The organism is Paraoerskovia sediminicola, from assembly GCF_030296575.1.
Lineage (GTDB): Bacteria > Actinomycetota > Actinomycetes > Actinomycetales > Cellulomonadaceae > Paraoerskovia > Paraoerskovia sediminicola.
On the sequence record NZ_AP027729.1, the window covers coordinates 2,138,290 to 2,164,428 of the forward strand.

A 26,139-nucleotide genomic window follows, 5' to 3' on the forward strand; every position below is an offset into this window, starting at 1 on the left:
TCAGCGCCCCGAGTGGTCGGTGCGATCCGCTGCTCGTGGGGCGAGCACGCGCGCGCCGTCGGGAACGTCCGCTGTGACGAGCGCGGTGGCGCCGACCACGGCGTCGCGCCCGACGGTCACGCCGCGCAGCACGGTGGCGCGGGTCGCGATCCACGCCCCGTCACGGACGGTGATCGGTGCATTGTCGAACTCGAAGCTCGGCGACCTGGCGTCGTGGCTACCGGTGCACAGCATCGCCTGTTGTGAGATGCAGACGTCGGAGCCGATGGTGATCGGTTCGAGGTTGAGCAGGTAGGCACCCTCACCGATCCAGGAGTCGTCACCGACCTCGAGCTTCCACGGCCAGTGGATGCGGACACCGTGACGGATGTTCGTGCCTGAACCGATCTTTGCTCCGAAGCCTCGGAGGATCCGGGCGCGGAGCGATGGAGGGCACCACCAGCGCATCGTCACCAGGGACGAGGCGAGCATCCACCCGACCTGCGCAGGCCGGCCGCGTCCCTTGTCGTAGCCCGAGCCGGTGAACTGGGAGAGTCGGCGACGAGGGGCGGACGGCGTCGTCATCCTCGGGCCTCGTCGAGATGCGCCAGGTACCACTCGTACATGGCCGTGAGGCCATCGCTCAGACCTGTCGACGCCGACCAGCCGAGAGAGTTGATGCGCGACACGTCCAGGAGCTTGCGAGGCGTGCCGTCAGGTTTGGAGGAGTCCCATTCGATGGATCCTTCGTAGCCGACGACGGCGGCCACCGTCGACGCCAGGTCCCGGATGCTGAGATCGTCACCGACGCCCACGTTGACGGTCTCCGGCCCGTCGTAGTTCTCCAGCAGGAACAGGCACGCCGAGGCGAGGTCGTCGACGAACAGGAACTCGCGCAGCGGCCGGCCAGATCCCCAGCAGGTGACCGTGGGTGCTCCGCTGACCCGCGCTTCGTGGAACCGTCGCACCATGCCCGGGATGACGTGCGAGTTCTTCGGGTGGAAGTTGTCTCCCGGTCCGTACAGGTTCGTCGGCATCGCGGATATGTAGTGCACCCCGAATTGGCGGCGAAGTGCTTGAACATGGATGATCCCCGCGATCTTGGCGATCGCGTAGGCGTCGTTGGTCGGCTCCAGCGCTCCGGTCAGCAGCGAGTCCTCGCTGATCGGCTGGTCCGCGAGTCTCGGGTAGATGCAGCTCGAGCCGAGGAAGAGCAGTCTGGTGGTCCCCGTCCGGGCCGCGGCGTCGAGGATGTTCGTCTGGATCCGGAGGTTGTCCGAGAGGAAGTCTGCAGGGTAGGTGCTGTTCGCGACGATTCCGCCGACCTTCGCTGCCGCGTCGATCACGACGTCGGGCCGCTCATGCTCGAAGAATCCGTCGACCTCCGCGCGGTCGCGGAGGTCGAGCTCGGACGACGAGCGACCGACGAGGTTCGTGAAACCTTCTCGCTCGAGGTTCCTCCAGACGGCGGAACCCACGAGGCCACGATGACCCGCCACGTAGACACGGGCGTCCCGAGGCAGCGGACCGGGAGCGAAGTCGGAGAGATCGGCCATCTGAACAACCTAGGCGATCTGGTGGGCATTGCCCCTGCGCCAGGGGGTGAAACCGGGCCGCGCCGGGCCGCTGTCCGCGCAGGATCACTAGCATGCTGTCAGCGGGCAAGATCCTGGTGTCCCGTTGCCGGAAGGTTGAGGTATGAGGGTTCGCGGCCTGTCGAAGATCCGGACCGGTGGACTGAGGTTTGCCGGGTTCGGCTCGAGCATGGTCGTGCTCGCGATCGGGTCCCTCGTCCTGATTCCCGCGATGATCCGAGCCGACGGACTCGCCGCGTGGGGTGACATCGCGCTCGGCCAGGCCGTGGGCACCGTCGCCGCAGTCGTGGTGACCCTGGGATGGGGTGTGTCCGGCCCGGTCGCGATCGCACGCGGCACGTCCCAGGAGCGATGGGACGAGTACGCCGACTCGCTCCGGGGCCGCGCAGTGGTGGTGATCCCGGTGCTCGGGGCCGGAGCCGCGCTCTCCGCAGCCCTCGCGCACACGCAGGCGGGACTAGCCGCGCTGGGTTGCGTCTCAGCGGGGTCGATCGGGTGCCGCGCGGCCTGGTACTTCATCGGGGCGGGTCGACCGTCGTCCCTGATGGTGCTCGAGACCGTGCCCCGTGTGCTCGGCATAGCCGCCGGCATCGTGGCGATGGCTGCCGGTGCCGGGGCGGCAGCCGGGTTGGGCGGGCAGCTCGCAGGAGTCCTGGTCGCCGTGCTGCTCTCCACCGTGTGGATCCGTCGCTCTGTCGGCCGTGGGCGCCGGTGGCGGACGGATCGGCGGATCGGCGAGATTCTCGCCGAGCAGCGCCACGGCGTCTTCTCGAGCGTTCTGTCGTCGGGCTACGCCTCGTTGCCCGTCGTGATCATCGGCGCGCTGGGTCTGCCATACCTGCCTGCGTATGCGGTGGTCGACAAGCTGCAAAAGCAGATCTTCGTGGCCTCCACGCCGTTCATGTCGGTGGTGCAGGGCTGGCTGCCAACGGGAGGAAGCGATCGTGTCCGCGATCGACTCGGTCGGGTCGTGCTGATGACCTCTGTCTACAGCTGCGTGCTGACGGTGGTCACGATCGTTGCGGCGCCGACGCTGATCGAGTGGCTCGGTGCGGGGACGGTGGAGGTCGGTCCCGTGGCGATCGTCCTCCTGGGCCTGATCGCAGGGGCTGCGATCGCGGACGCGACGCTCTCGCGAGTCGTGCTGGTCGCCGTCGGGCAGTTCGCGACCATGACCCGGTCGACCGCAGTCGGCTCGGTGGTGGGCTTGCTGATGGTCGGACTTCTCGGTGTGACGGTCGGTCTGGAGGGCGCGCTGGCGGGGGTGCTGCTCGGGCTTGCGATCCGCATCGCCTGGGCAGGGTTCGCCATCGGCCGCCAGCGGAGGCGCGACGAGCGGAACCCCGCAGGATCACCAAGCATGGCAAATGGCACCTAATCAACTCGAAAGCGGGCGAAATCGATGTGACATCGCTCACTTTTTACCGGGCAGTTCATCTGGAGGTGGTGACGTGGCGGCGTTCGTGCCACAGGATCGTCGGATGCCTCAGATAACGAAACGATCACGACCGAGCGCTGCCGGCGCCGTCGGCGCGCTCGTAGCGCTCGCCCTGGCTCTCGTGGGTGCACTCCTCCCCTCGGCGGCGACTGCGGCGGACCGGGAGGTCGAGACGCTCGCCCCGAGCCAGGCCTCGTTCACCTCCGCGCACAGGCCAGAGGTGAACTTCAGCAGCTCCGAATCGCTCGTCGCTACGTCTGCGGCCTTCCGCTCGTTCCTGGAGTTCGACGGCATCCAGGTGCCCGAAGGGCAGCGCGTCGCGGAGCTCGCACTGCTCGTCGACGTCGACGAGAGCCGGGCTACCGTCCCGGCTCTGCAGGTCTCGAAGGTCGACGGTTCGTGGGACGCCGGCACGATCACCGACGAGAACCGTCCCGACGCCGGCGTCGTGCTCTCGGAGCCCACCCTCGCGATCGCGGGCGAGACGATGTCGGTGCCGCTGGACGTCGACGAGGTCATGGCCTCCGGTGGTCCGTTCTCGATCGAGCTGCGCTATCTCGAGCCCAACCCTGGCCTCGTGATGGACAAGTCCTCTGCGAGGCTGTCCGTGGTGCTCGAGCAGGTCGAACTCTCGGATTCCGTCACGGTGGCACCGCGCGAGGCGACCTTCACGTCGGCCTTCGAGGCTGATCGGACGCACGACCGTGTCGACGCTCTCGTGACCACGTCAGCACAGTTCACGTCGTACCTGCGGTTCGACGTCCCCGAACCACCGCGGGGGAGACAGTTGCGTACGGCGAGCTCGTCGTGCGCGGTGAGAAGAGCAAGGCGACCCAGCCGGGCCTGGTGGCGCGCCCCACGACCAGCGCCTGGTCTGCAGCGTCACTCACCCACGCCTCGCGTCCGTCGGCCGGCGCGCCGATGAACGAGCCGGTCCTCGTCGAGGCCGGCGGCGAAGTGACTCTGGGACTCGGAGACATCGCTCCGGGTGAGCTCTCATTGGCTCTGTCGTACGAGCAGTCCGACCCCGGTGTCGTCCTCACCAAGTCGGGTACCGGGAGCCCCGAGCTCATCGTGCACTACGCCCAGGAGACGGAGCCCACGACGGAGCCCACTGAGCCGACGGAGCCCACTGCTCCGACTGCCGAGCCGACGGAGCCGACCGAGCCCACGGAGCCCACGACGGAGCCGACCGAGCCCACGACGGAGCCGGCCGAGCCGGGCACCGGCTCGGTGCCCTTCGCCCCGGCACCCAGCGGGTCCGAGGACAAGATGGTCGTCGCACACTACTTCCCTCCGTATCCCGTCTCGCTCGACAACCAGGCGCCCGGGAACGACTACTACGCCCGCAACTACCTCAGCCCTGACGGTGAGAACGGCAAGTTCTACGACGTCGGTGGGCTCCTGCGTGACCGCCCGCTGCCGCGCGAGCCGCTCTCCGGCGACTGGCAGCTCGAGGACATGAAGACGGAGGTCGCCCAGGCGGTCGACGCCGGGATCGACGGCTTCTCGGTTGACGTGCTGAGTCTGTCGGGCGCGAACTGGGAGCGGACAGAACGGATCATGGACGCCGCTGCGGCGGACGGTCGCGGGTTCGTCGTCTTCCCGCAGATCGACATGACTGCTTCTGCCGGGAGCGCGAGCCAGAGCCAGATCGCCGCAAAGATCGCCGGACTGGCGGACGAGCCGGCCCAGTACACCCGTGCCGACGGACGGGTCGTGGTGGGAGCCTTCAAGGCCGAGGAGAAGAGCCCGGAGTGGTGGCGTGGTCTCTTCGCGATCCTCCGGTCGCAGCACGGCGTCGACGTCTCGTTCGTCCCGACGCTCCTGAACTCGTCGGAGCAGAACATCCGTGCGTTCGCTCCGGTCAGCGACACGATCGGTGACTGGGGAGAGCGCAATCCCGGCACGGTGCTCGCCGACAAGAGCGATGCTGCCGTCGCCCACGATCTCGGTGTCGGCTGGATGGAGCCGATCGCGGTCCAGGACGTCCGGCCGAACCAGGCGAAGTACAACGAGGCGGCGAACCTCGAGACCCTGCGGGCGACGTGGCAGAGCGCGATCGACGACGGCGCGGACATGGTGCAGATGACCACGTGGAACGACTACAGCGAGTCCACGTCGTTCGCGCCCTCGGTCGCCCACGGAGAGGCGTTCCTCGACGTGAACAGCTACTACATCTCCCAGTTCAAGTCGGGTTCTGCGCCGACGATCACCGGTGACGCCGTCGTCCTGACTCACCGGTCCCAGTTCGTCGACGCGGTGCCGCAGGTGGGTGATCGCTTGATGCAGCCTGCGACGAGCGGCTCGTCCTCGACCAAGCCGCGGGACACCGTCGAGGCGATGACGTTCTTCACCGCTCCGACGAGCGTGACGGTCCGGGTGGGTTCGGAGACCCACACCTACCAGGCGCCGGCAGGCGTGCACGCTCAGACGTTCCCGCTCCGACTCGGCGAGGTCTCGGCGGTGGCACGTCGGGACGGCGCTCAGATTGCTGCGGTGACCTCGGACACCCCTGTCGTGGCGAAGCCGTACGTGCAGGACCTGCAGTACTTCGCGTCGTCGACGTTCGGGTCCTGACCGGCGACCGTCGACCGGCGGCCGCGTAGGCTGAGCACGTCCTGCCCGACCGATCTTCTGGTCGTGGCGGGATGTGCTTCGCCCGCGAGGCGCGGCACGCCGCCGTGTACCACCGAGCTCGTGAAGGGCATCGACAGCCATGAATCTCACCGGGCTTCTGCCTGCCCTTCTCGCCGACGAGGCCGCGAGCGCCGCCGTCGAGCGCGTCCGGCTGCGCGGCGAGGTGGACGTCGTCGGTCCGGCCGGGATCCGCCCGCCCTTGCTCGCCGCGATGTCCGGTGCGCTGTCGGGTGCACGTGCGGGAGGCACGACCGGCCGCCCCCTCGTCGTCGTCACCGCCACGGGCCGCGAGGCCGACGAGCTCGCCGCGAACGTCCGCGCGTATCTCCCGGACGAGCGGCACGACGACGTCGCGGTCCTCCCGAGCTGGGAGACCCTCCCGCACGAGCGTCTCTCGCCCCGTAGCGACACGGTCGCCAAGCGCATCGCCGTCTTCCGTCGTCTCGCGCACCCGACGCCGGACGGCGGCCCGACGGGCGCCGTCCGGATCCTGATCATGCCTGCCCGGGCCCTGCTCCAGCCGGTCGTCGACGGTCTGGGCGAGCTGGTCCCCGTCGAGCTCCACGTGGGCGACGCGGCGGACCTGACCGAGGTGGGCGACGCCCTGACGGCCGCGGCGTACAGCCGCGTGGACATGGTGGAGCGCCGCGGCGAGTACGCGGTGCGCGGCGGGATCCTCGACGTGTTCCCGCCCACCGAGGACCACCCGCTGCGGATCGAGTTCTGGGGCGACGAGGTCAGCGAGGTCCGTTGGTTCTCGGTCGCCGACCAGCGCTCGCTCGAGGTGGCCGAGCACGGCCTGTGGGCGCCACCGTGCCGGGAGATCTTGCTCACCGACGCCGTCCGCGACCGCGCGAGCGCGCTCGTCGACCAGCTCCCGGGCGCGGTCGAGATGCTCGACAAGCTCGGCGCCGGGATCGCGGTCGAGGGCATGGAGTCCCTCGCCCCGATGCTGGTCGACCGGATGGTCCCCGTCCTGGACCTCGTGCCGGACGACGCCCTCGTCGTCCTCGACGAGCCCGAGAAGGTCCGTCGACGCGCCCACGACCTCGTCGCCACGACCCAGGAGTTCCTGGCGGCGGCGTGGACCGGCGCGGCCGCCGGCGGGTCGACCCCGATCGACCTGTCCGCAGCGTCGTTCCACACCTTCGCCGACTGCCGCGACGTCGCCGCGCGCCGCGGCCTCGGCTGGTGGACCCTCAGCGCCTTCGGTCTCGACGACCCGGACCTCGACGCGCTCCCCGAGGGGGCGGACGGCGCAGGGTCACCCGAGCGCCCGGGTGCAGGGACGTCGTCCGACACCGGCAACAGCGGAGTGGACGAGGGCGGGGCAACCACCCTCACCATCGCTGCGCGCGAGGTCGAGTCCTACCGGGGTGACGTGGCGCGGGCGATCGCCGACGTGCGCGCGCTCCAGCGCGACGGCTGGCGGCTCGTCCTCACGACCGAGGGGAGCGGCCCGGCCCAGCGGATGGTCGAGCAGCTGTCGTCGGAGGACACGGCGGCGCGGCTCGTGCCGCACCTGGACGCCGAGCCCGAGGGCGGCGTCGTCCTCGTCACCCCGGCGCGGGTCGGACCCGGCTACGTGCTGCCCGACCTGCGGCTCGCGGTGTTCTCCGAGAGCGACCTCACCGGGCGGCAGGGGACCAGCACCAAGGACATGCGGAAGATGCCGTCGCGGCGGCGCAACGTCGTCGACCCGCTGGCGCTCAAGCCCAACGACTTCGTGGTCCACGAGCAGCACGGCGTCGGGCGCTTCATCGAGCTGATCCAGCGGTCGTTCGGCGCGGGCGGCAACGCGGCGACGCGCGAGTACCTCGTCATCGAGTACGCCAGCAGCAAGCGTGGTCAGCCGGGGGACCGGCTGTTCGTGCCGACCGACCAGCTCGACCAGGTCACCAAGTACACCGGCGGGGAGTCGCCGTCGCTCAACAAGATGGGCGGCTCCGACTGGCAGAAGACCAAGTCTCGCGCCCGCAAGCACGTCAAGGAGATCGCGAGCGAGCTGATCCGGCTCTACTCGGCGCGCATGGCGACCGAGGGGCACGCCTTCGGCCCGGACACCCCGTGGCAGCGCGAGCTCGAGGACGCGTTCGAGCACATCGAGACACCCGACCAGCTCGCGACGATCGACGAGGTCAAGGCCGACATGGAGAAGACGGTCCCGATGGACCGTCTCGTCTGCGGCGACGTCGGCTACGGCAAGACGGAGATCGCGATCCGCGCGGCGTTCAAAGCGGTGCAGGACGGCAAGCAGGTCGCCGTGCTCGTCCCCACGACGCTGCTCGTCCAGCAGCACCACGACACGTTCGCCGAGCGGTACAGCGGGTTCCCGGTCAACGTGCGCTCGCTGTCCCGGTTCCAGACGGCCAAGGAGTCCGAGGCCACGATCGCCGGCCTCAAGGACGGGTCGGTGGACGTCGTCATCGGCACGCACCGGATCATCACCGGGTCGGTGAAGTTCAAGGACCTCGGCCTCGTCATCATCGACGAGGAGCAGCGATTCGGGGTCGAGCACAAGGAGACGCTCAAGCAGCTGCGGACCAACGTCGACGTGCTCGCGATGAGCGCGACGCCGATCCCGCGCACGCTCGAGATGGCCGTCACCGGGATCCGCGAGATGTCGACGCTCGCGACGCCACCGGAGGAACGGCACCCCGTGCTCACGTACGTGGGCGCCTACGAGGAGAAGCAGATCGCCGCCGCGCTGCGCCGCGAGCTGCTGCGCGAAGGCCAGGTCTTCTACGTCCACAACAAGGTCGAGTCCATCGAGCGGGCCGCGGGCAAGCTCGCCCAGCTCGTGCCCGAGGCGCGCGTCGGCGTCGCCCACGGGAAGATGAACGAGCACCAGCTCGACCAGGTGATCCGCGCTTTCTGGGAGAAGGAGCTCGACGTCCTCGTCTGCACGACGATCATCGAGACCGGCCTCGACATCTCCAACGCGAACACCCTGATCCTCGAGCGGTCCGACCAGCTCGGGCTCTCACAGCTCCACCAGCTCCGCGGTCGCGTCGGGCGTGGCCGCGAGCGTGCCTACGCGTACTTCCTGTACCCGCCGGAGAAGCCGATGACCGAGACGGCCCACGACCGGCTCGCGACCATGGCTGCGCACACGGACCTCGGTGCCGGCATGCAGATCGCGATGAAGGACCTCGAGATCCGCGGGGCGGGCAACCTGCTCGGGGGCGAGCAGTCGGGGCACATCGCCGGCGTCGGGTTCGACCTGTACGTGCGGATGGTGGGGGAGGCCGTCGCGTCGTTCCGCGGTGACGCCGAGGACGAGCAGCCCGAGATCAGCATCGAGCTGCCCGTCGACGCGCACATCCCCGAGAAGTACATCGCGCACGAGCGGCTCCGGCTCGAGGCGTACAAGAAGATCGCCACCGCGCAGGACGAGCCCGCGCTCGCCGAGGTCCGCGCCGAGCTCACGGACCGCTACGGCGCGCCGCCGGAGACGGTCCAGGCGCTGTTCGACGTGGCGAGCTTCCGCAACCACGCGCGCGCCGCCGGGCTCGCGGACGTCACCGCGCAGGGCAAGCACATCCGGTTCGGGCCGGTCGACCTGCTCGAGTCGGCCGAGCTGCGGCTCAAGCGCCTGTACCCCGGCACGATCCAGAAGCCCGCGATCCGGTCGGTGCTCGTGCCGTTCCCGATGACCGCGCGGCTCGGTGGGCGGCCGCTGCGGGGCGCGGAGATCCTCGTGTGGGCGCGTCAGTGGATCGACGCGATCGTGCTGGGGAAGGTCGGCGACGCCGCCGCCGTCAGCTCGCGACGCTGATCGGCCGCGGGTGCCGCTGCGGCTGAGCGGGCTCTAGTCGGACTCGCGGTGCGCCGGCTCGTGGACGAGCACCCGCGCGATCTCCGCCTCGGCCGTCCTGATCTGCTCGTAGACCTTGCGGTAGGTGCGAGGGCGCCGGCCGTACGGGTCGGGGATGTCGAGCTCGTGTCGTCCGAGGTGCTTCGACCGCTGGGCGCTCGCGGCGGCCGGCAGTGCGGCGATCCGCACGCTGATGTCGTGCGGCAGCTCGACCGGGTCGATGGTGCTCACGAGCATCGCCAGCTCCAGGAGCGTGAAGGTCCGTCGCACCGCGGCGGGGACCAGCCGGACGACGGCGCTGCGGTGCGCCGCCGTCGCCGTGAGGATCAGGTCGGCGTTCGTGATCGATGACTCGTTGAGCTGTCGGGCCGAGAACCGGGCCGTGGGCAGGCCGTCCGCATCGAGGAGGGCGACCATGGGTCCGTCGATCGGTGACGTCGCACGGGCCTGGGTGCCGGCGCTGACGACCCGCACGGCGGGCCCGAGGTCACGACGGAGCAGGCGCTCGAGGGCGGGGGAGCGGCAGATGTTCCCCGTACAGACGGCAAGGATCGACACAGGCACGCGTGGGCTGCTCCTTCGTCGATCGGGTCTCGGGACAGTATCGCAGGCGCGCGACCGCTCGAGGACGGGCAGCTCGCAGGATTTCACCCCGCCCGACCGTTCTCAGGGCGAGCCGCGCCTTCTAGTGTTGATCGGGTTGCAAGGACGTCGCCCGATGAGAGGAGATCCGTGACGGTCGTCGGCTATGCGCCCGGCGCGTGGGACCTCTTCCACGTGGGCCACCTCAACATCCTGCGCCACGCGCGCGAGCGCTGCGACTACCTGGTCGCGGGCGTCGTCGACGACGACATGCTCGAGCTCGCGAAGGGCCGGCGGCCGATCATCCCGGTGGTCGAGCGCGCGGAGATCGTGCGGCACATCGGGTTCGTCGACGAGGTGTACATCGAGACGCAGCCCGACAAGCTGCTGACGTGGCAGGAGCGCCCCTTCGACCGCTTCTTCAAGGGTGACGACTGGCGCGGCACGCCCAAGGGCGAGGCTCTCGAAGCCCGCCTCGCCGCCGTGGGCGTCGAGGTCGTCTACTTCCCGTACACGATGCACACGTCGAGCACTCAGCTGCGTCGCGCGCTGTCGTTGCTGGAGAGCGGCGTGGTCGACGACTCCGAGGCGCTCGAGGCCTGAGCCGCTCGCTCCGCCCGCCGCCCGGCCCTCGCCGTCGCCGGGAACCCGTGCGCCCGCCGCACGACCATCCACACGAGCGGCCCCACGATCACCGACCCGACGAGCAGAACGACGGTCGTGAGGTTGTCGACGCCGAGCATCTTGAGCGACGACGCGAGGAGGACGACGGCCAACGCCCGCCGCACCACGCCGTCCGCCACCCGTGACGAGAGCTGTGCGCCGATCCAGGCGCCGGGGACCGACCCGATGAGCAGCGGGATCGTGAGGCCGAGGTCGAGGTCGCCGAAGAACATGTGCCCGAGCGCGGCCGCCGCGACGAGCGGCACCGCCTGGACGAGGTCGGTCCCGACGAGCTGACCGGCCTTGAGGGCCGGGTACAGGGCCATGAGGCCGATGATGATGATCGAGCCCGAGCCGACCGAGGTCATCCCGACGATCAGCCCGCCGATGGCGCCGATCAGGATCGTCGGCAGCGGCCGGGCGAGGATCGGGCCGGCGGGGGCGACGGTGGCGGACGCCGGGTCGTCGCGCAGGCGTGCCCGCTCGCGCAGCGAGATGTACGCCCGGACGAACAGCCCGGTCAGCGTGATGAGCAGCGCGATCCCGAGGGCGGTGCGGATCATCGCTTCGAGCTCCTCGCCGTCGCCGAGCGCCCGCATGAGCAGGACGCCGCTGAACGCGGTGGGGATCGAGCCGATGCAGAGCCACTTGACGATGTCGAGGTTCACCGTGCGCCGTCGGAGGTGGACCAGGGAGCCGACCGGCTTCATCACGGCGCTCGCGAGCAGGTCGCTCGAGACGGCCGTCAGGGGCGGGACGTTGAAGAACAGGACGAGGACCGGCGTCATGAGCGCGCCACCGCCCATGCCCGTGAGCCCGACGACGATACCGATGAAGAACGACACGGCGATCATGCCGACGTCCATGGGCACCTCCGGTTCCGGCCCGGCAGGGCCCGGGTGATCCTGAAGTTACCCAGGCCGCCGGGACCGGGGAACCCCGGTCCCGGCGCTCGGGACTATGTAACGGGGGCCGCCTACGATGGCGCGATGATCGACCGAGGCGAGGCCACGCCGTCCGACACCGGCGGCCCCGGGACTGGGGCGCGCGAGCCGGACCGGACGACTGCCGAGGCGGACCCGCTGCGCGACGTCGTCGCCGTGATGGACCGGCTCTACTCCCCGGGCGGCTGCCCGTGGGACGCGGAGCAGACGCACGAGTCGCTCGTCCGCTACCTCCTCGAGGAGTCGTACGAGCTGGCCGAGGCGATCGAGGCCGGCACCCGCGCCGACGTGCGCGAGGAGCTCGGCGACGTCCTGCTCCAGGTCCTGTTCCACGCCCGGATCGCCGCCGACCACCCGGACGACCCGTTCACCGTGGACGACGTCGCCGCCGACCTCGCGGCGAAGCTGCGGCGGCGGCACCCGCACGTCTTCGAGGACGCGGTCGTGACCGACCTGCACCGCCAGTGGGACGCGGTCAAGCAGGCGGAGAAGCAGCGGGAGAGCGTCCTCGACGGGATCCCGCGCGCCCAGGGCGCGCTCGCTCGGGCGCAGAAGGTCCTCGGGCGGGCAGGGCGGTCGGGTATCCCCGTCGACCTCGTGACCCCTCTGGTGCCGGACGGCGGCCCTTCGGCCGGGCGCGCCGGCGACCTCCCGGACGGGCAGGACGGCGGCGGGCAGCACGGGTCGCACGGGCCGCACGACTACGGCTCCGAGCTGCTCGCCCTGGTCGGGAGAGCGGCCGCGGACGGTGTGGACGCGGAGGGCGCCCTGCGCGCGACCGTCGACGCGGTCGAGGCCCAGATCCGCGCGGCGGAGCAGGTGCCGGGAGACCGCGAGCATTTCCTCCAGGACGGACAGGATTGACCTGCGGCAATGTCAGAAGTGGTCCGTCCCGGGCCGCGATGCGGACGTCGGCGGCGCTCCGACGGTCACGGGACTACCCTGAATCCGTAAGCCCATCCCATCCTTTGAAGGAGCATCTGTGGCTAGCATCGAAGCCGTCGGAGCACGCGAGATCCTCGACTCCCGCGGAAACCCCACCGTCGAGGTAGAGGTCGTCCTGGACGACGGCACGTTCGCGCGTGCGGGCGTCCCGTCCGGCGCGTCGACCGGCGCGTTCGAGGCCGTCGAGCGTCGTGACGGCGACAAGGGCCGTTACCTGGGCAAGGGCGTCGAGGGTGCGGTCAACGCCGTCATCGACGAGATCTCCCCGGAGATCATCGGCTACGAGGCCGAGGACCAGCGCCTCGTCGACGCCGCCATGATCGAGCTCGACGGGACCCCCAACAAGGGCAAGCTCGGCGCCAACGCGATCCTCGGTGTCTCGATCGCCGTCGCGAAGGCCGCCTCGCAGTCGGCCGGCCTGGACCTGTTCCGCTACGTCGGCGGCGCGGGCGCGCACCTGCTCCCCGTCCCGATGATGAACATCCTCAACGGTGGGTCGCACGCCGACTCCAACGTCGACATCCAGGAGTTCATGATCGCGCCGATCGGTGCGACCAGCTTCAAGGAGGCGTACCGCACGGGCGCCGAGGTCTACCACTCCCTCAAGTCGGTGCTGAAGTCGAAGGGCCTCGCGACGGGCCTCGGCGACGAGGGCGGCTTCGCGCCGAACCTCGAGTCGAACCGCGCAGCGCTCGACCTGATCCTCGTCGCCATCGAGAAGGCCGGCTTCACGCCGGGCAAGGACGTCGCGCTCGCGCTCGACGTCGCCGCCACCGAGTTCTTCAAGGACGGTGCCTACCAGTTCGAGGGTGCCGCCAAGACGAACGACGAGATGGTCGCCTACTACGAGGCGCTCGTGAACGACTACCCGCTGGTCTCCATCGAGGACCCGCTGTCCGAGGACGAGTGGGCCGGCTGGTCGCAGCTCGTCGCGGACGTCGGCGACAAGGTGCAGATCGTCGGTGACGACCTCTTCGTCACCAACCCGGAGCGCCTGCAGCGCGGCATCGACGAGAAGGCCGCCAACTCGCTCCTCGTCAAGCTCAACCAGATCGGTACCGTCACCGAGACGCTCGACGCGGTCAACCTCGCGCACCGCAACGGCTTCACCTCGATGACGTCGCACCGCTCGGGCGAGACCGAGGACACGACGATCGCCGACCTCGCGGTCGCCACCAACGCGGGCCAGATCAAGACCGGTGCGCCCGCCCGCGGCGAGCGCATCGCCAAGTACAACCAGCTGCTGCGCATCGAGGAAGCCCTCGACGACGCCGCGGTGTACGCGGGCGCGTCGTCGTTCCCGCGCTTCAAGGGCTGACCTGACCGCAGCCTGATCGCGGGTCGGCATCCGACCTGCGGGACCCGGGAGTCGGGTCCGTGCGGTGCTCCTCGGGGCGGTGCACGGGCCCGGCTCCTGTGCGTCCGGGACCGGCTCGCGCAATCCCGAGCGCGACCGGGGGTGGCGACCGTCACCGCGGTTCGGTCCACAGCCCGCGTGTGTCCTGCGGCGAGCGGCGCCGCAGGTGAGAAGATCTGGCCATGCCTGCCAGCCGCCGTCCGACCGCGCCCGGAAGCTCCGCGCGGCCTACCGGCAGGTCCTCGACGTCCACGGGCCGGGCCGCGTCCGGGCGATCGAGCGGGCACCGGTCCGCTGCGCCACGGACCGGGGCGACCCGCGCCGTACCGCCGCCCGCGGCGCCGCCGCGACCGGCGAAGAGCACGTCGGGCTCGACGCCGAAGACGAAGCCGACGTCGAAGACGCCACGCACCGCGACGCCGCCGCGCGGCACGCCCAGCGCGGCCGCCGCGAGCCCCCGGTCCGGGCGCCGGGTCGGTCGGCTCGGCGCGATGCTCCCGGAGCGGTTCACGATCCGTTCGATGGTGATGTTCGTGGTCGTCCTCGTCGCGATCGCCATGCTGCTGCCGACGTTGCGCGCGTACGTGAACCAGGCCGGCGAGCTCCGTGAGGTCCAGCGCGACCTGGCCGCGGCGAAGGAGCAGCGGGACTCGCTGCAGGTCGAGCTCGACCGGTGGGACGACCGCTCCTACGTGATCGCGCAGGCGCGCGACCGCCTCAGCTTCGTGATGCCCGGGGAGACCGCGTACCGCGTGCTTGACCCCGGCACGGCTGGCGAGCGGCTCAACCCGGACACGGGGGAGGAGGTCGGTCCCGGCCTCGTGGACCCGAGCGCCGCAGGGCTGCCCTGGTACTCGGCGCTGTGGCACTCCGTGAAGATCGCCGGCCAGGAGGGCAGCGCGGACGACGCGACCGGCGGCACGCCCGCGGACGACACGACCGGCGATGACTCGGACGGGTCGACGGGCACGACCGACGACACGACCGGCGACGACCCGGGCACGACCGACGACGGAGGGACGCCGTGAGCGAGACGGTGACGAGCGAGGACCTGGCGGTCCTCGCGGAACAGCTCGGCAGGACGCCGCGAGGCGTCGTGGGGATCGCGGCGCGGTGCCGCTGCGGTCGCCCGCTCGTCGTGCGGACGGCGCCGAGGCTCGACGACGGGACCCCGTTCCCGACGACGTTCTACCTGACCGGGCCGCCGGTCGTCGCCGCCTGCTCGACCCTCGAGGCGAACGGCGTGATGAAGGAGATGACGGCGCAGATCGCGGAGGACGCCGAGGTCGCCGCCGCCTACCAGCGCGCCCACGAGCACTACCTCGCCGAGCGCGAGTCCCTGGGGCACGTCGACGAGATCGACGGGATCTCCGCCGGCGGCATGCCGACGCGCGTCAAGTGCATCCACGTGGTCACCGCGCACGCGCTCGCGGCCGGCCCGGGAGTCAACCCGATGGGCGACGACGCGCTGCGGCGGATGCGTGACCTGGGTCTCTGGGACCCGGCGCGCTGCACCTGCTGACGCACGTCGGTCGCTCCTGGCACCCTGTACGCATGACGACTCGCGTCGCCGCCATCGACTGCGGCACCAACTCGATCCGGCTCCTCGTCGCAGACGTCGCGGACGACGGGACCCTCGTCGACCTCGACCGGCGCATGGAGGTCGTGCGCCTCGGCCAGGGCGTGGACCGGACCGGTGTCCTGGCGCCCGAGGCGCTGTCCCGGACCCTGGATGCGACGCGTCGCTACGCGGGGATCATCCGCGACCTGGGCGCGGAGCGTGTCCGGTTCGTCGCGACGTCGGCCACCCGGGACGCCCGCAACCGGCAGGAGTTCGTCGACGGCGTGACGTCGATCCTCGGGGTCGGGCCGGAGGTCGTGAGCGGCGACGAGGAGGCCGCGCTCTCCTTCCGTGGCGCGACGGTCGTGGCCGCCCGGCACGAGGCGCCCTACGTGGTCGTGGACCTCGGTGGCGGGTCGACGGAGCTGGTGCTGGGTGACGCCGTCCCTGATGCCGCGCGGTCCATGGACGTCGGGTGCGTGCGGATGAGCGAGCGCCACCTGCACTGCGACCCGCCGACCGCCGACGAGGTGGCGGCCGCTCGCGCGGACGTGCGGGCCGCGCTGGACGAGGCGTCGAGCGTGGTCGACCTGGGCCGCGCCTCGACCCTCGTGGGGCTCGCCGGGACTGTCACGACCGTGACGGCGCACGCCCTCGGCCTGCCCGCCTACGACCGCGATGTCATCAACGGCGCCGAGCTGACCGTCGAGCAGGTGCTGGCCGCCTGCGACGACCTGGTGGGCATGAGCCGTGCGGAGCGCGCGGGCCTCGGGTTCATGCACCCGGGTCGGGTCGACGTGATCGCCGCGGGGGCGCTCGTGTGGTCGGAGGTCGTGCGCCGCGTGCGCGACGACGTCACCGCGGGTGGCGGCTCTCTCGCCACGGTCGTCACGAGCGAGCACGACATCCTCGACGGCATCGCGCTCTCGATCGGATAGTTGCGGGGTCACCTTCGTCACACGAGATGACGCGGCGCCAGGTCGCGCTGCGCCCCTGCCTGCCCGGCGCCGAGGTGCATCGTCGCAGGTCAGGCCGTGGGCGAGGGCGATGAGCGACCTCCGGTGTGCTCGTCCGGCCGGCGATCGACCGAGGCTTCGTGGATCACGGCTCGATCACGACCAGTTCCGTGTCACGGAAGTCGGTCCTAACCTGATGGCATGCCCAACGACGATCTGACCGCGGTCGACCACGCCCAGGCCTCTGCCGTCGACACCGCCGAAGCCCACGAGCCGCGCCCCCGCAAGATCCCGCGCATCGTCGTCCTCGGCGGCGGCACCATCGGCCTGTACTCGGCGCGCCGCCTGCGCCGACGCATGGGCAAGCGCGAGGTGGCGATCGTGGTCGTGGACCCGCGCCCGTACATGACCTACGCCCCGTTCCTGCCTGAGGTCGCGGCAGGCTCGATCGACGGGCGCAACGTCGTCGCACCGCTGCGCCAGGCGCTCAAGGGCGTCGACGTCCTGCAGGGCCGAGCGACGAGCATCGACCACGCCGACAAGCGGATCGAGATCACGCCGCAGCAGGGCGAGCCCTACGAGATCTCCTACGACCAGCTCGTGGTCGGTCTCGGATCGGTCTCGCGCACGCTGCCGATCCCGGGCCTCGCCGAGCAGGCGATCGGGTTCAAGAACGTGGAGGAGGCCGTCGCGGTCCGCAACCACGTCATCAACCGCCTCGACGTGGCCTCCTCGACCTGGGACGTCGAGCTGCGCCGCAAGATGCTCACGTTCACCTTCGTCGGCGGCGGGTTCGCCGGCATCGAGGCGATCGCCGAGATCGAGGACATGGCGATGGACGCGATCAAGCGCTACGACTCGATCACGCCCGACGACCTGCGCTTCGTGATGATCGAGGGCGCGGACCGGATCCTGCCCGAGCTGAGCCTGCCGATGGCCGAGTACGCCCTCGAGGAGCTCAAGCGCCGCGGCATCGAGTTCCACCTGAGCACGTTCCTCAGCTCCTGCGTCGACGGGCACGTCGTCACCTCGACGGGCGTCGAGTTCGACACCGAGACCCTCGTGTGGACGGCTGGCGTCAAGGCCAACCCGGTCATCGGGGAGTCCGACCTGCCGGTCGACAAGATGGGTCGGCTCACGGTCCTGCCGACGCTCCAGGTCGCCCGCGACGGAGTGGTCGTCCCGGACGCGTGGGGAGCGGGCGACTGCGCCGCGGTCCCGGACCTCGTCAACCCCGGCAGCTTCTGCCCGCCCAACGCGCAGCACGCGATCCGCGAGGCGTGGCTGCTGGGCGACAACCTCGCCGCCGAGCTCCAGGGCGGCGAGCTCAAGGAGTACAAGCACAAGAGCGTCGGTACCGTCGCCTCCCTGGGCCTCTACAAGGGCGTCGCCGAGCTGTTCGGGCACTTCAAGTTCCGCGGCTTCGCCGCCTGGGCCGTGCACCGCACGTACCACGGTGGCGCGATGCCGACCTTCAACCGCAAGCTGCGCATCTTCATGGGCTGGTTCGACCAGTTCGTGCTGCACCGTGAGCTCGTGTCCCTCGGCTCGATCCACGACCCCCGCGCGGAGTTCCGCCACGCGTCGCTCCCGCCCAAGAAGCAGGTCGACGCGGAGAAGAAGGACGAGCAGCGCGGCGAGACGGTCGGCAAGCCCGGTCCTGCCTGACCGGAGCAGCCAGGCCGCTCGCGGTCGCAACGAGGCGCCGGACGGCGTCGCGTGCGCGAGCGGTCCGGGGTCCCGCCGGTAGTGTCACCGGTGGCCCCCATAGCCCAATCGGCAGAGGCAGCCGACTTAAAATCGGCGCAGTCTGGGTTCGAGTCCCAGTGGGGGCACGCGTCCCGCGCGCCGCGGGCGCGGTTCCGACGGAGGGTGGCATCGATGGGCAGCACGACCGGAACCGGGTCCAGGCCCCCACGCGTGGGGCTCGTCGTCGCCGACCGGGACGTCTACGGCCCGCACGACCACGACACCGTGCCGCTGCGCGCAGCGCTCGCCGAGCTCGGCGTCGAGGCCGTGGAGATCGAGTGGACGACCACCGCGTTCGACCCGTCGACCGTCGACCTCCTCGTCGTGCGGTCGCCCTGGGACTACGCGGGCAAGGTCTGCGCCTTCGACACGTGGCTGTCGTCCGCCGCCCAGCAGGTGCCGGTGCTCAACGGCCCCGACCTGATCCGTTGGAACATGGACAAGCGCTACCTCGTCGAGCTCGAGGCCGCCGGTGTGCCCGTCATCCCGACCGCGTACTGCGCGTCGCCCGGCGAGGTCCAGGACGCGCTGTTCGCGGCGCGTGACGGGTCCGTCGTCGTCAAGCCCACCGTCTCGGCGGGCGCCGAGCTGACGGGGCTCTTCCTCGCGACCGACCCCGCGGCGGGCAGGCTCGCCGCGGACATCCTGGATGCGGGCAAGCAGGTGATGGTCCAGCCCGAGGTCGCCTCGCTCACCGCGGGCGACGAACGCGCGCTCTTCTACTTCGACGGTCGCTACTCGCACACGGTCGGCAAGGGGGCGATCCTCGCGCGCGGCGGAGGCTTCGCCGGCGGCACCTACACGGAGAACCCCGTGCGGGTCGAGCCGACCGCGGGGCTCCGCGAGGTCGCCGAGGCGGCCCTCCGCGAGATCGCGGTCCGGTTCGGCACGCCGCTGTACGCGCGGCTCGACGTGGTCGACGACGTCGATCTGGGTCCCGTGCTGATCGAGGCCGAGGTGTTCGAGCCCGCGCTGTTCCTGGCCGACGACCAGGGGGACCCGACGGGTGCCGCGAGCCGGTACGCCGCGGCCATCCTCGCGCGGACCCGGGAGACCGGCGCGACCGGAATTCCTGTGGCGTGAGGGTCCGCGATGCGGGAGGCTCACGGGACGCGCGTCACCAGCCGGTGCGTCGTCGTCCGACCAGGGAGCCGTCATGACCGAGGCCGAGAAGTCACCGCCGACCAGCGTCAGCGAGGATGCGAAGGCGAAGTTCCGCGCGGCGCTCGACCGCAAGAACGCGGGTGCGCACCCCACCGCCGAGGGTGAGCGCAACACCGGTCAGGTCCACGGGTCCGAGACCGCGGGCCCGGTGCAGCGCACGTTCCGCCGCAAGTCCGGTTGAGCATGGTCGGTCCTCGTCCTCGCCCGCAGACGGTCGCCACCGAGGTCGGTGGCTCCGAGACCGCTCGCCCGGAGGCCGGCGGCGGCCAGACCGGCGACGCCCCGCCCCGCTCCGGCCCGCTCGAGCGGCTGCGTGGCGCCGCGGGCGAGGCGCTGTTCGCCCGGGTCGCGGGTGAGGACGGACCGGAGCAGCGCGCGCGCATCCACGGGACGCCCGGCCCACGGGACTTCCCGCCCGGGGCCGCGATCCGTCGGGTGCACGACGACGCGTCGATGTTCGTCGGCGGGTTCCGCGCCCTGCTGCTGCAGGCGCTCCATCCGCTGGCGATGGCCGCGGTCGCCGAGCACAGCGGGTACCGGACCGACCCGTGGGGTCGCCTCGCCCGCACGAGCACGTTCCTCGCGACGACGACCTTCGCGACGAGCGCCGACGCCCAGCAGGCGATCGACATCGTGCGGGCGGTCCACGTGCGGATGAAGGGCGTCGCTCCCGTCGGGCGCCCGTACGCGGCCGACGACCCGTGGTTGCTGCGCTGGGTGCACATCGCCGAGGCCGACAGCTTCCTCACGGCGCACCAGCTCTACGGCCGACGCCCCCTCGACGGGGCGGGCTGCGACGAGTACCTGGCGCAGGTGGCGACGGTCGCCGAGCGTCTCGGCGCCGTGGACGTCCCGCACGACCGGGTCGCGCTGCGCCGCGCCTTCACGGAGTTCGGCCCCGAGCTGCGTGCGACCCGCGAGTCGGAGGACGTCGCGCGGTACCTGATCTCGGAACCGCCCCTGCCGTGGGTCGCCAAGGGCGCGTACTCGTTGCTCGGGCGTGCGGCCCTCGCGTCGTTGCCCTCGTGGGCGAGGCGTGCGACGCCCACACCGTGGTACCCGCGGGGGAGCGGTCGTGGTGACACAGCGACGGCCCGGGCGGGCGGGCATGCGGCGACGAAGGCGATCCGCTGGGCGCTCGCTCCCACGAAGTCCGGGACCGTGGAGACCGCGCCGACCCCTGCGTGACGGGTCAGCCTGTGTGACGGATCAGCCCGCGAGGCGGCTCTTGGCCGCGACGACCCGGGCCGCGGCCGCGTCGATCTTCGCGGCGAAGTCGGCGTCGTCAGCGGCCCGCGCGAGGAGCGCGTCCGCCATCGGACCGATGATCTCGGGCGAGGCGGACGCGAGCACGAGGTCGCACCCGGCGTCGACGGCGCGCACGGCGCGGTCACCGGGGTCGACGTCCTGGACCTGGGCCGCTGCCGAGAGGTCGTCGGTCATGATCACGCCGTCGAACCCCAGGTCGTCGCGCAGCAGGCCGGTCACGACGGGCTCGGAGAACGCGGCGGGCACCCCGGGGTCGAGCAGCTCGTAGTCTGCGGTCGCCATCATCACCACGGCCGCCCCCGCGTCGATCCCGGACCGGAACGCCTCGACCGACGGCGAGCCGGCGTCCGTGGAGTCGTCGCTCACGCCGCTCGACGTGTCGGTGTTCTTGTCCACGAGGCCGAGTCCGGGGAAGTGCTTGATGGTCACGTCGACGCCGCTCGCCTCCATCCCGGCGGAGAACGCGTTCGCGTACGCGGCGACGTCCTCGGCCGTCGAGCCGTACTGGCGCCCGAAGTAGCCGATCGGGGGTTGTCCTTCGCCGTGCCCTCGGGGACGACGTCCATGACCGGAGCGAGGTTCAGGTTGATGCCGGCGGCCGAGAGCTCGGCGCCCCACGTCGTGGCGTCGCTCTCCAGCTCTGCGGGAGTGCCGGCGGCCTGATCGACCGCGGAGGGGATGGTCGAGAAGCCGTCGCCCCGCAGCACCTGGACGGCGCCGCCCTCCTGGTCCGTCGCGACGTAGAGCGGGACCCCACCGGTCGAGTCGTCGCCCACGAGGTCGGTGAAGGTCCCGACGAGATCGGCGACCGCGTCGACACCGGCGTCGGACCTGCCCGCGAGGAACACGTTCCCGACGTGGTGGTCACGGACCGCGGCATAGCTCAGGTCGCTCGGCGCGTCCGTCTGGACGCCGACCATGAGGACCTGCCCGACCTTCTGCTCGAGCGACAGGTCGCTGCCGGGGGCGGGGGTCGTGGTGGGCGTCCTCGTCGCGGACGCGCTCGGTGATGCAGTCGGCGAGACGGTCGCCGGGTCGGACGGCGCCGCGCTGCCCGCCGGTTCGCCGTCGCCGGCCCCGGAGCAGGCGGTCGTCGCGGCGAGGAGCAGGACGGTGAGCATCGCTGCGCCGCTGCGGCGGTGCCGGGTCCGGTCGGGTGTGCTCATCGGGACCACGCTACCGGGCGTCGTGCGTCGGGTCAGGCCCCGGCGGTGGTGCCGCGGGTGCTCGCGACCGTGCTCGCGTCCGTGCCTGCGTCCCTGCGCGCGTCGCGGCCGCTGCGCTCCTGGGCGACGCGAGCGCTGGTGACGCGCAGCAGGGCCCCGAACCCGTCGTTCAAGGTCCGGAGCTCGTCGAGGGTGAGGTCGGCGACGAGCTCTGCGTCGACGGCCTGGTCGTCCGCGACGATGCCGCGGACCGCGGCGACCCCCTGCTCGGTGGCCACGACGCGACGGACCCGTCCGTCGCGTGCGTCGGGCCGGCGCTCGGCCATGCCGGCCGCCTCGAGCCGGTCGAGGATCCCGGACACCGTGGCGGCCGAGACCCCGAGCGCCTGCGCGAGCTCGTGCGCGCTGATCTCCCCGTCCAGGAGGAGGATCGCGATCGCGCGGAGCTGCTGGGCCGTGAGATGGGTCGCGACGAGGGACTCCAGCCTGCGGCCGACCAAGAGGTCGCCGAGCGCCTCCTGGGTCTCGTGCAGCTGTGCGGCGAGCTCGGCTCGCTGCTCGGTCTCGGATGTCGTCACAGCGTGAGCGTAGCCGAGCGGTCATCCGGACCGCAGCGTCGTGCACAAGGTGTGCGCGGCGCCACGACCAGCGACCTTGGTCGGCAGACTTGTTCGGTCTACGCTAACGACGTCGCGCCGATGCCGCCGTGCACACGTACCGCGCCTCGGGCCCTGCTCGATCCGCACCCACGACTGACGACCGACGGAGAACCCGTGGACCGCCTCGCTCGACTCTCGCTCGCCAACCGCGCCGTCGTGGCGCTCGTCACGGTCGCCGTGGCCGTGTTCGGCTTCATGAGCCTCGGCTCGTTGAAGCAGGAGCTCATCCCGTCCATCTCGATCCCGCAGGCCGCGGTCGTCGGGGTGTATCCCGGCGCGTCCCCCGAGATCGTCGAGGCGCAGGTCACCCAGCCGGTCGAGGAGGCCGCGAAGGGCGTGGACGGCGTCGAGTCGGTGACGTCGACGGCGTCGACGAGCATGTCCGTGACCTCGGTGGAGTTCGCGTACGGCACCGACATGGACCTGGCGGCGCAGCAGCTCCAGACGGCGGTCACGAAGGCACAGGGGCGTCTGCCCGAGGACGTGGAACCGACCGTCGTCACCGGATCCATCGACGACCTCCCGGTGATCCAGCTCGCCGCCTCGGGGGTGAGGACGCGGACGACCTCGCGAACACGGTCGACACGGTCCTCGTGCCGGCCATCGAGAAGGTGGACGACGTGCGCGGGGTCACGGTCAGCGGCGTCGCCGACCAGGCCGTCACGATCGATCTCGATCTCGCGGCGCTCACCGCTGCGGGGCTCACGCCGACCGACGTCACCTCGGTGCTCGAGGACAACGGCGTCCGGCTGCCCGCGGGGACCATCACCGAGGGCGAGACGACCCTCTCCGTCCAGGTCGGGACCCCCGTCACCTCGGTGGACGAGCTCGCCGCCCTCCCGCTCACGACGGCGACCGGCGACGTCGTCCCGCTCTCGGACGTCGCGACCGTCGAGGCGGACGCCGAGGCGGCGACGTCCTACTCCCGTCTCGACGGCGAGGACGCGCTCGCGATCGCGGTCACCAAGACGCCGGCCGGGAACACGGTCGACGTGTCGCACGCCGTGCAGGAGGTCATCGACGAGCAGCAGGAGGCGCTCGACGCCGCAGGGGTCCGCGCCGAGGTCGTCTTCGACCAGGCGCCGTTCATCGAGGAGTCGATCGAGGGGCTCGCGACCGAGGGCGGTCTCGGCCTGCTGTTCGCCGTGCTGATCATCCTGCTGTTCCTCATGTCGCTGCGGTCGACGCTCGTCTCGGCGGTGTCGATCCCGCTGTCCCTCTTCGTCACCTTCCTCGTCATGGACTTCAGCGGCTACACGCTGAACATCCTCACGCTCGGCGCGATGACCATCGCGATCGGCCGCGTGGTCGACGACTCGATCGTCGTCATCGAGAACATCAAGCGGCACCTCTCCTACGGGGAGGAGAAGCGGCACGCGATCCTCGGGGCGGTCAAGGAGGTGGGCGGCGCCATCACGTCGTCGACCATCTGCACGGTCGCCGTGTTCCTCCCGATCGCGTTCGTGGGCGGGTCCGTCGGTGAGCTGTTCCAGCCGTTCGCGATGACGATCACGATCGCGCTCCTCGCGTCGTTGTTCGTCGCGCTGACGATCGTCCCCGTCCTCGCCTACTGGTTCGTCCGCTCCCCGCACGTGGCCGAGGACCCGGAGGTCGCCGAGCGGCAGCGCGCAGAGGCCGAGGCCAAGGAGCGTCGCGGCCTCTGGCAGCGGGCGTACATGCCCACGCTGATGTCCGCGCTGCGGCACCCGGTGATCACGCTCTCGGTCGCGTTCGTCGTGCTCGCGGGGACCCTCGCTCTCGTGCCGCGCCTCGAGACCAACTTCATCGGTGACTCCGGGCAGGACACGATCACGGTCACCCAGGAGTTCGCTTCCGGGACCTCCCTCGAGGCGCAGGACGCCGGCGCGCGGGAGATCGAGGACGTGCTCGCCGACGTGGACGGCGTCGCCACCGTCCAGACCACGGTCGGCAGCGCAGGCGGACCCGAGGCGGCGTTCTTCGGCGGCGGCTCGACCCCGACCGCCTCGTTCGCGCTCACGCTCGACGAGGACGCGGACGGCGTCGAGGTCGAGGACGCCGTCAGCGACGCGGTCGGTGACGGCAGCGGGAACGGATCCGTCGGCGGGGACCGCACGGTGGACATCACGGTCGCCGCCGGCCAGCAGGGATTCGGCAGCTCGACCGTCGACCTCGTCGTCACCAGCGCCGACGGGGACACCCTCGACGAGGCCGCCGCGCAGGTGCAGGAGGCCGCCGAGGACGTCGAGCACGCTGCCAAGGTGGAGAACAACGTCGCCAGCGCCCAGTCGACGCTCCAGGTGACGGTCGACCGGGACGCGGCCGCCGAGGCCGGGCTCACCGAGACCCAGGTCTCCGGCATCGTCTCGAGCACCATGTCGCCGCGGTCGATCGGTGACGTGGACCTCGGCGACGGCCCCGTGTCCGTCACGGTCCTGGCCGGTGACGTGCCGCAGACCGTCGCGGACCTCGAGGCCGTGATGATCCCGACGGCCGCCGGGCCCGTGCCGCTCGACGCCGTCGCCGACGTCGCGGAGGTCGACGTGCCGACGTCGATCACCCGGGTCGACGGGGCGCGGTCGGCGACCGTCTCGGTCACGCCGTCCGGTCAGGACCTGAGCGTGCTGACCGCCGAGATCGACACCGTGGTCGCCGACCTCGACCTGCCGCCCGGCGCCTCGGTCGAGGTGGGCGGCGTCGCCGCGGAGCAGGCCGACGCGTTCGGCGACCTCGGCCTCGCGCTCCTCGCTGCGATCGCCATCGTGTACGTCGTGATGGTCGCGACGTTCCGCAGCCTGATCCAGCCGGTGATCCTGCTCGTCTCGATCCCGTTCGCCGCGACGGGTGCGCTGCTCCTGTTGCTCGCGACGTCGACGCCGCTGGGTGTCCCGGCGCTCATCGGCATGCTGATGCTGGTCGGCATCGTCGTGTCCAACGCGATCGTGCTCATCGACCTCATCAACCAGTACCGCGAGCAGGGGAGGACGCTCGCCGACGCGGTCGCCGAGGGCTCGCGCAAGCGCCTGCGGCCGATCGTCATGACGGCGCTGGCCACGATCTTCGCGCTCACCCCGATGGCGTTCGGCATCACCGGGGGCGGGTCGTTCATCTCCCAGCCGCTCGCGCTCGTGGTCATCGGCGGGCTCATCAGCTCGACCCTGCTGACGCTGATCGTCGTCCCGGTCCTCTACACGCTCATCGAGCGGCGGACCGAGAAGCGCGCGGAGCGACGCGCCGCGAAGCGGGCGCAGCAGGCGGAGCGGTCAGAGCAGCGGGATGAGCAGCCGTCGGGCGCGCGTGCGGCGCGCGAGCCGGCGCACCTGGCGTCGGAGGGGTCGAGCGGGGCCTGACGACCCCGGTCGGAGGGGCCGAACGGGGCCTGACAGCCTGCTCGGAGGTGCCGAGCGGGGCCTGACGGCCCGCTCGGCGTCGGCTCGCTGACCGACAGGGCCTGCTCGGCGTCCGATCGCTGACCGGCCGGTCGCCGGTCGCCGCTGGTGCGGTGTGCGAGGTCCCGGGGTTCTTTCACCGCCTGTCGGAGCCCTTCACGCGCCGTCTGGCGGTCACCGAGCGCACACAGCGGCGGCGGGAACGCCGTAGCGCTCCCGCCGCTGCTCGTGCCGGGCATCCTGCCGGGCTCGTACCGGGCTCGTACCGGGTCCGTGCCGGCTCGGAT

General features: G+C 71.4%; 23 protein-coding genes, 1 tRNA gene and 1 pseudogene. 17 read left to right on the forward strand and 8 right to left on the reverse strand.

What is annotated here, in order from left to right; all coding sequences use genetic code 11:
• Both QUE47_RS10000 and QUE47_RS10005 read right to left on the reverse strand, forming a co-directional pair.
• Positions 1 to 564: an LbetaH domain-containing protein gene (locus QUE47_RS10000; RefSeq protein WP_286217168.1), complete on the reverse strand. Its 564-nt coding sequence runs from the start codon at positions 562 to 564 to the stop codon at positions 1 to 3.
• The gene (locus tag QUE47_RS10005; protein ID WP_286217169.1) at positions 561 to 1,535 is read right to left on the reverse strand and encodes a GDP-L-fucose synthase family protein; all 975 of its coding nucleotides are present in this window, start codon (positions 1,533 to 1,535) and stop codon (positions 561 to 563) included. The genes QUE47_RS10000 and QUE47_RS10005 overlap by 4 nt, the downstream gene beginning before the upstream one ends.
• Positions 1,536 to 2,118: 583 nt before the next feature.
• Here QUE47_RS10005 and QUE47_RS10010 point away from each other — a divergent pair.
• The 4 genes from QUE47_RS10010 (at position 2,119) to mfd (ending at position 9,430) form a co-directional block, all read left to right on the forward strand.
• Entirely contained in the window at positions 2,119 to 2,952 is an 834-nt protein-coding gene (locus QUE47_RS10010; protein WP_286217170.1) for a hypothetical protein, read from the forward strand.
• A 73-nt stretch (positions 2,953 to 3,025) separates the two neighbouring features.
• The gene (locus QUE47_RS10015) at positions 3,026 to 3,937 is read left to right on the forward strand and encodes a CBM96 family carbohydrate-binding protein (protein ID WP_286217171.1); all 912 of its coding nucleotides are present in this window, start codon (positions 3,026 to 3,028) and stop codon (positions 3,935 to 3,937) included.
• Between the two features lie 74 nt (positions 3,938 to 4,011).
• On the forward strand, positions 4,012 to 5,592 hold the full coding sequence (locus QUE47_RS10020) for a glycoside hydrolase family 71 protein (protein WP_286217172.1): 1,581 nt from the start codon (positions 4,012 to 4,014) through the stop codon (positions 5,590 to 5,592).
• Positions 5,593 to 5,731: 139 nt separating this feature from the next.
• Positions 5,732 to 9,430 carry a transcription-repair coupling factor gene (gene mfd, locus QUE47_RS10025; protein ID WP_286217173.1) on the forward strand — a complete coding sequence of 1,233 codons (3,699 nt, stop codon included), beginning with the start codon at positions 5,732 to 5,734 and terminating at the stop codon, positions 9,428 to 9,430.
• Positions 9,431 to 9,463: 33 nt separating this feature from the next.
• Here the strand turns inward: mfd and QUE47_RS10030 are convergent, their stop codons facing one another.
• Complete coding sequence (locus QUE47_RS10030; RefSeq protein WP_286217174.1) at positions 9,464 to 10,033, reverse strand: arsenate-mycothiol transferase ArsC; 570 nt, start codon at positions 10,031 to 10,033, stop codon at positions 9,464 to 9,466.
• Between the two features lie 168 nt (positions 10,034 to 10,201).
• Here QUE47_RS10030 and QUE47_RS10035 point away from each other — a divergent pair, with 168 nt between their 5' ends.
• A complete protein-coding gene (locus QUE47_RS10035; protein WP_286217175.1) occupies positions 10,202 to 10,654 on the forward strand; it encodes an FAD synthase family protein in 453 nt (150 codons plus the stop codon).
• Here the strand turns inward: QUE47_RS10035 and QUE47_RS10040 are convergent.
• Positions 10,585 to 11,580: a sulfite exporter TauE/SafE family protein gene (locus tag QUE47_RS10040; protein WP_286217176.1), complete on the reverse strand. Its 996-nt coding sequence runs from the start codon at positions 11,578 to 11,580 to the stop codon at positions 10,585 to 10,587. The two genes, QUE47_RS10035 and QUE47_RS10040, sit on opposite strands and share 70 nt — an antisense overlap.
• A gap of 123 nt (positions 11,581 to 11,703) precedes the next feature.
• Between QUE47_RS10040 and QUE47_RS10045 the strand changes: the two genes are divergently transcribed.
• Positions 11,704 to 12,522 carry a nucleoside triphosphate pyrophosphohydrolase gene (locus QUE47_RS10045; RefSeq protein WP_286217177.1) on the forward strand — a complete coding sequence of 273 codons (819 nt, stop codon included), beginning with the start codon at positions 11,704 to 11,706 and terminating at the stop codon, positions 12,520 to 12,522.
• A gap of 118 nt (positions 12,523 to 12,640) precedes the next feature.
• Positions 12,641 to 13,921: a phosphopyruvate hydratase gene (gene eno / locus QUE47_RS10050; protein ID WP_286217178.1), complete on the forward strand. Its 1,281-nt coding sequence runs from the start codon at positions 12,641 to 12,643 to the stop codon at positions 13,919 to 13,921.
• Positions 13,922 to 14,072: 151 nt separating this feature from the next.
• Here the strand turns inward: eno and QUE47_RS10055 are convergent, their stop codons facing one another.
• On the reverse strand, positions 14,073 to 14,519 hold the full coding sequence (locus QUE47_RS10055) for a hypothetical protein (protein WP_286217179.1): 447 nt from the start codon (positions 14,517 to 14,519) through the stop codon (positions 14,073 to 14,075).
• Between QUE47_RS10055 and QUE47_RS10060 the strand changes: the two genes are divergently transcribed.
• From QUE47_RS10060 to QUE47_RS10095, 8 genes are all read left to right on the forward strand, one after another.
• Complete coding sequence (locus QUE47_RS10060) at positions 14,482 to 14,988, forward strand: FtsB family cell division protein (protein ID WP_286217180.1); 507 nt, start codon at positions 14,482 to 14,484, stop codon at positions 14,986 to 14,988. The two genes, QUE47_RS10055 and QUE47_RS10060, sit on opposite strands and share 38 nt — an antisense overlap.
• Entirely contained in the window at positions 14,985 to 15,482 is a 498-nt protein-coding gene (locus tag QUE47_RS10065) for a DUF501 domain-containing protein (RefSeq protein ID WP_286217181.1), read from the forward strand. The genes QUE47_RS10060 and QUE47_RS10065 overlap by 4 nt, the downstream gene beginning before the upstream one ends.
• 32 nt (positions 15,483 to 15,514) lie before the next feature.
• Positions 15,515 to 16,459 carry a Ppx/GppA phosphatase family protein gene (locus QUE47_RS10070; protein WP_286217182.1) on the forward strand — a complete coding sequence of 315 codons (945 nt, stop codon included), beginning with the start codon at positions 15,515 to 15,517 and terminating at the stop codon, positions 16,457 to 16,459.
• Positions 16,460 to 16,678: 219 nt separating this feature from the next.
• Positions 16,679 to 18,145, forward strand: coding sequence for an NAD(P)/FAD-dependent oxidoreductase (locus QUE47_RS10075; protein ID WP_286217183.1), 1,467 nt, complete (start codon positions 16,679 to 16,681; stop codon positions 18,143 to 18,145).
• A 93-nt stretch (positions 18,146 to 18,238) separates the two neighbouring features.
• Positions 18,239 to 18,312 (forward strand) — tRNA-Leu (locus QUE47_RS10080).
• A 46-nt stretch (positions 18,313 to 18,358) separates the two neighbouring features.
• Positions 18,359 to 19,309: an ATP-grasp domain-containing protein gene (locus QUE47_RS10085; protein ID WP_286217184.1), complete on the forward strand. Its 951-nt coding sequence runs from the start codon at positions 18,359 to 18,361 to the stop codon at positions 19,307 to 19,309.
• A gap of 73 nt (positions 19,310 to 19,382) precedes the next feature.
• Positions 19,383 to 19,571, forward strand: coding sequence for a DUF5302 domain-containing protein (locus QUE47_RS10090; protein ID WP_286217185.1), 189 nt, complete (start codon positions 19,383 to 19,385; stop codon positions 19,569 to 19,571).
• Between the two features lie 2 nt (positions 19,572 to 19,573).
• Positions 19,574 to 20,578, forward strand: coding sequence for an oxygenase MpaB family protein (locus QUE47_RS10095; protein ID WP_286217186.1), 1,005 nt, complete (start codon positions 19,574 to 19,576; stop codon positions 20,576 to 20,578).
• A 21-nt stretch (positions 20,579 to 20,599) separates the two neighbouring features.
• On the opposite strand, the gene QUE47_RS10100 is transcribed toward QUE47_RS10095, so the two are convergent.
• Genes QUE47_RS10100 through QUE47_RS10110 form a run of 3 tightly spaced genes read right to left on the reverse strand, consistent with a single transcriptional unit; the run spans position 20,600 to position 22,403 of the window.
• Positions 20,600 to 21,184, reverse strand: coding sequence for a glycoside hydrolase family 3 N-terminal domain-containing protein (locus QUE47_RS10100; protein WP_286219468.1), 585 nt, complete (start codon positions 21,182 to 21,184; stop codon positions 20,600 to 20,602).
• Positions 21,085 to 21,825: a glycoside hydrolase family 3 N-terminal domain-containing protein gene (locus QUE47_RS10105; RefSeq protein ID WP_286217187.1), complete on the reverse strand. Its 741-nt coding sequence runs from the start codon at positions 21,823 to 21,825 to the stop codon at positions 21,085 to 21,087. The genes QUE47_RS10100 and QUE47_RS10105 overlap by 100 nt, the downstream gene beginning before the upstream one ends.
• A gap of 32 nt (positions 21,826 to 21,857) precedes the next feature.
• Entirely contained in the window at positions 21,858 to 22,403 is a 546-nt protein-coding gene (locus QUE47_RS10110) for a MarR family winged helix-turn-helix transcriptional regulator (RefSeq protein WP_286217188.1), read from the reverse strand.
• A 120-nt stretch (positions 22,404 to 22,523) separates the two neighbouring features.
• On the opposite strand from QUE47_RS10110, the pseudogene QUE47_RS16820 reads away from it, so the two are divergent.
• Both QUE47_RS16820 and QUE47_RS10115 read left to right on the forward strand, forming a co-directional pair.
• Positions 22,524 to 22,964: pseudogene (locus QUE47_RS16820) on the forward strand (efflux RND transporter permease subunit); the annotation flags it as partial.
• A gap of 113 nt (positions 22,965 to 23,077) precedes the next feature.
• Positions 23,078 to 25,813, forward strand: a complete 2,736-nt coding sequence (locus QUE47_RS10115) for an efflux RND transporter permease subunit (RefSeq protein ID WP_350227518.1) — start codon at positions 23,078 to 23,080, stop codon at positions 25,811 to 25,813.
• The last annotated feature ends 326 nt before the right edge of the window (positions 25,814 to 26,139 follow it).

Bases quoted from the DNA above. Each gene is read 5' to 3' on its own strand.
- QUE47_RS10040 (WP_286217176.1), bottom strand. From the start codon at position 11,580: ATGGACGTCGGCATGATCGCCGTGTCGTTCTTCATCGGTATCGTCGTC.
- QUE47_RS10060 (WP_286217180.1), top strand. From the start codon at position 14,482: ATGGTGATGTTCGTGGTCGTCCTCGTCGCGATCGCCATGCTGCTGCCG.
- QUE47_RS10005 (WP_286217169.1), bottom strand. From the start codon at position 1,535: ATGGCCGATCTCTCCGACTTCGCTCCCGGTCCGCTGCCTCGGGACGCC.
- QUE47_RS10090 (WP_286217185.1), top strand. From the start codon at position 19,383: ATGACCGAGGCCGAGAAGTCACCGCCGACCAGCGTCAGCGAGGATGCG.
- QUE47_RS10095 (WP_286217186.1), top strand. From the start codon at position 19,574: ATGGTCGGTCCTCGTCCTCGCCCGCAGACGGTCGCCACCGAGGTCGGT.
- QUE47_RS10055 (WP_286217179.1), bottom strand. From the start codon at position 14,519: ATGGCGATCGCGACGAGGACGACCACGAACATCACCATCGAACGGATC.
- QUE47_RS10045 (WP_286217177.1), top strand. From the start codon at position 11,704: ATGATCGACCGAGGCGAGGCCACGCCGTCCGACACCGGCGGCCCCGGG.
- QUE47_RS10085 (WP_286217184.1), top strand. From the start codon at position 18,359: ATGGGCAGCACGACCGGAACCGGGTCCAGGCCCCCACGCGTGGGGCTC.
- QUE47_RS10105 (WP_286217187.1), bottom strand. From the start codon at position 21,825: ATGAGCACACCCGACCGGACCCGGCACCGCCGCAGCGGCGCAGCGATG.
- QUE47_RS10075 (WP_286217183.1), top strand. From the start codon at position 16,679: ATGCCCAACGACGATCTGACCGCGGTCGACCACGCCCAGGCCTCTGCC.
- QUE47_RS10070 (WP_286217182.1), top strand. From the start codon at position 15,515: ATGACGACTCGCGTCGCCGCCATCGACTGCGGCACCAACTCGATCCGG.
- QUE47_RS10010 (WP_286217170.1), top strand. From the start codon at position 2,119: ATGGTGCTCGAGACCGTGCCCCGTGTGCTCGGCATAGCCGCCGGCATC.
- mfd (WP_286217173.1), top strand. From the start codon at position 5,732: ATGAATCTCACCGGGCTTCTGCCTGCCCTTCTCGCCGACGAGGCCGCG.
- QUE47_RS10000 (WP_286217168.1), bottom strand. From the start codon at position 564: ATGACGACGCCGTCCGCCCCTCGTCGCCGACTCTCCCAGTTCACCGGC.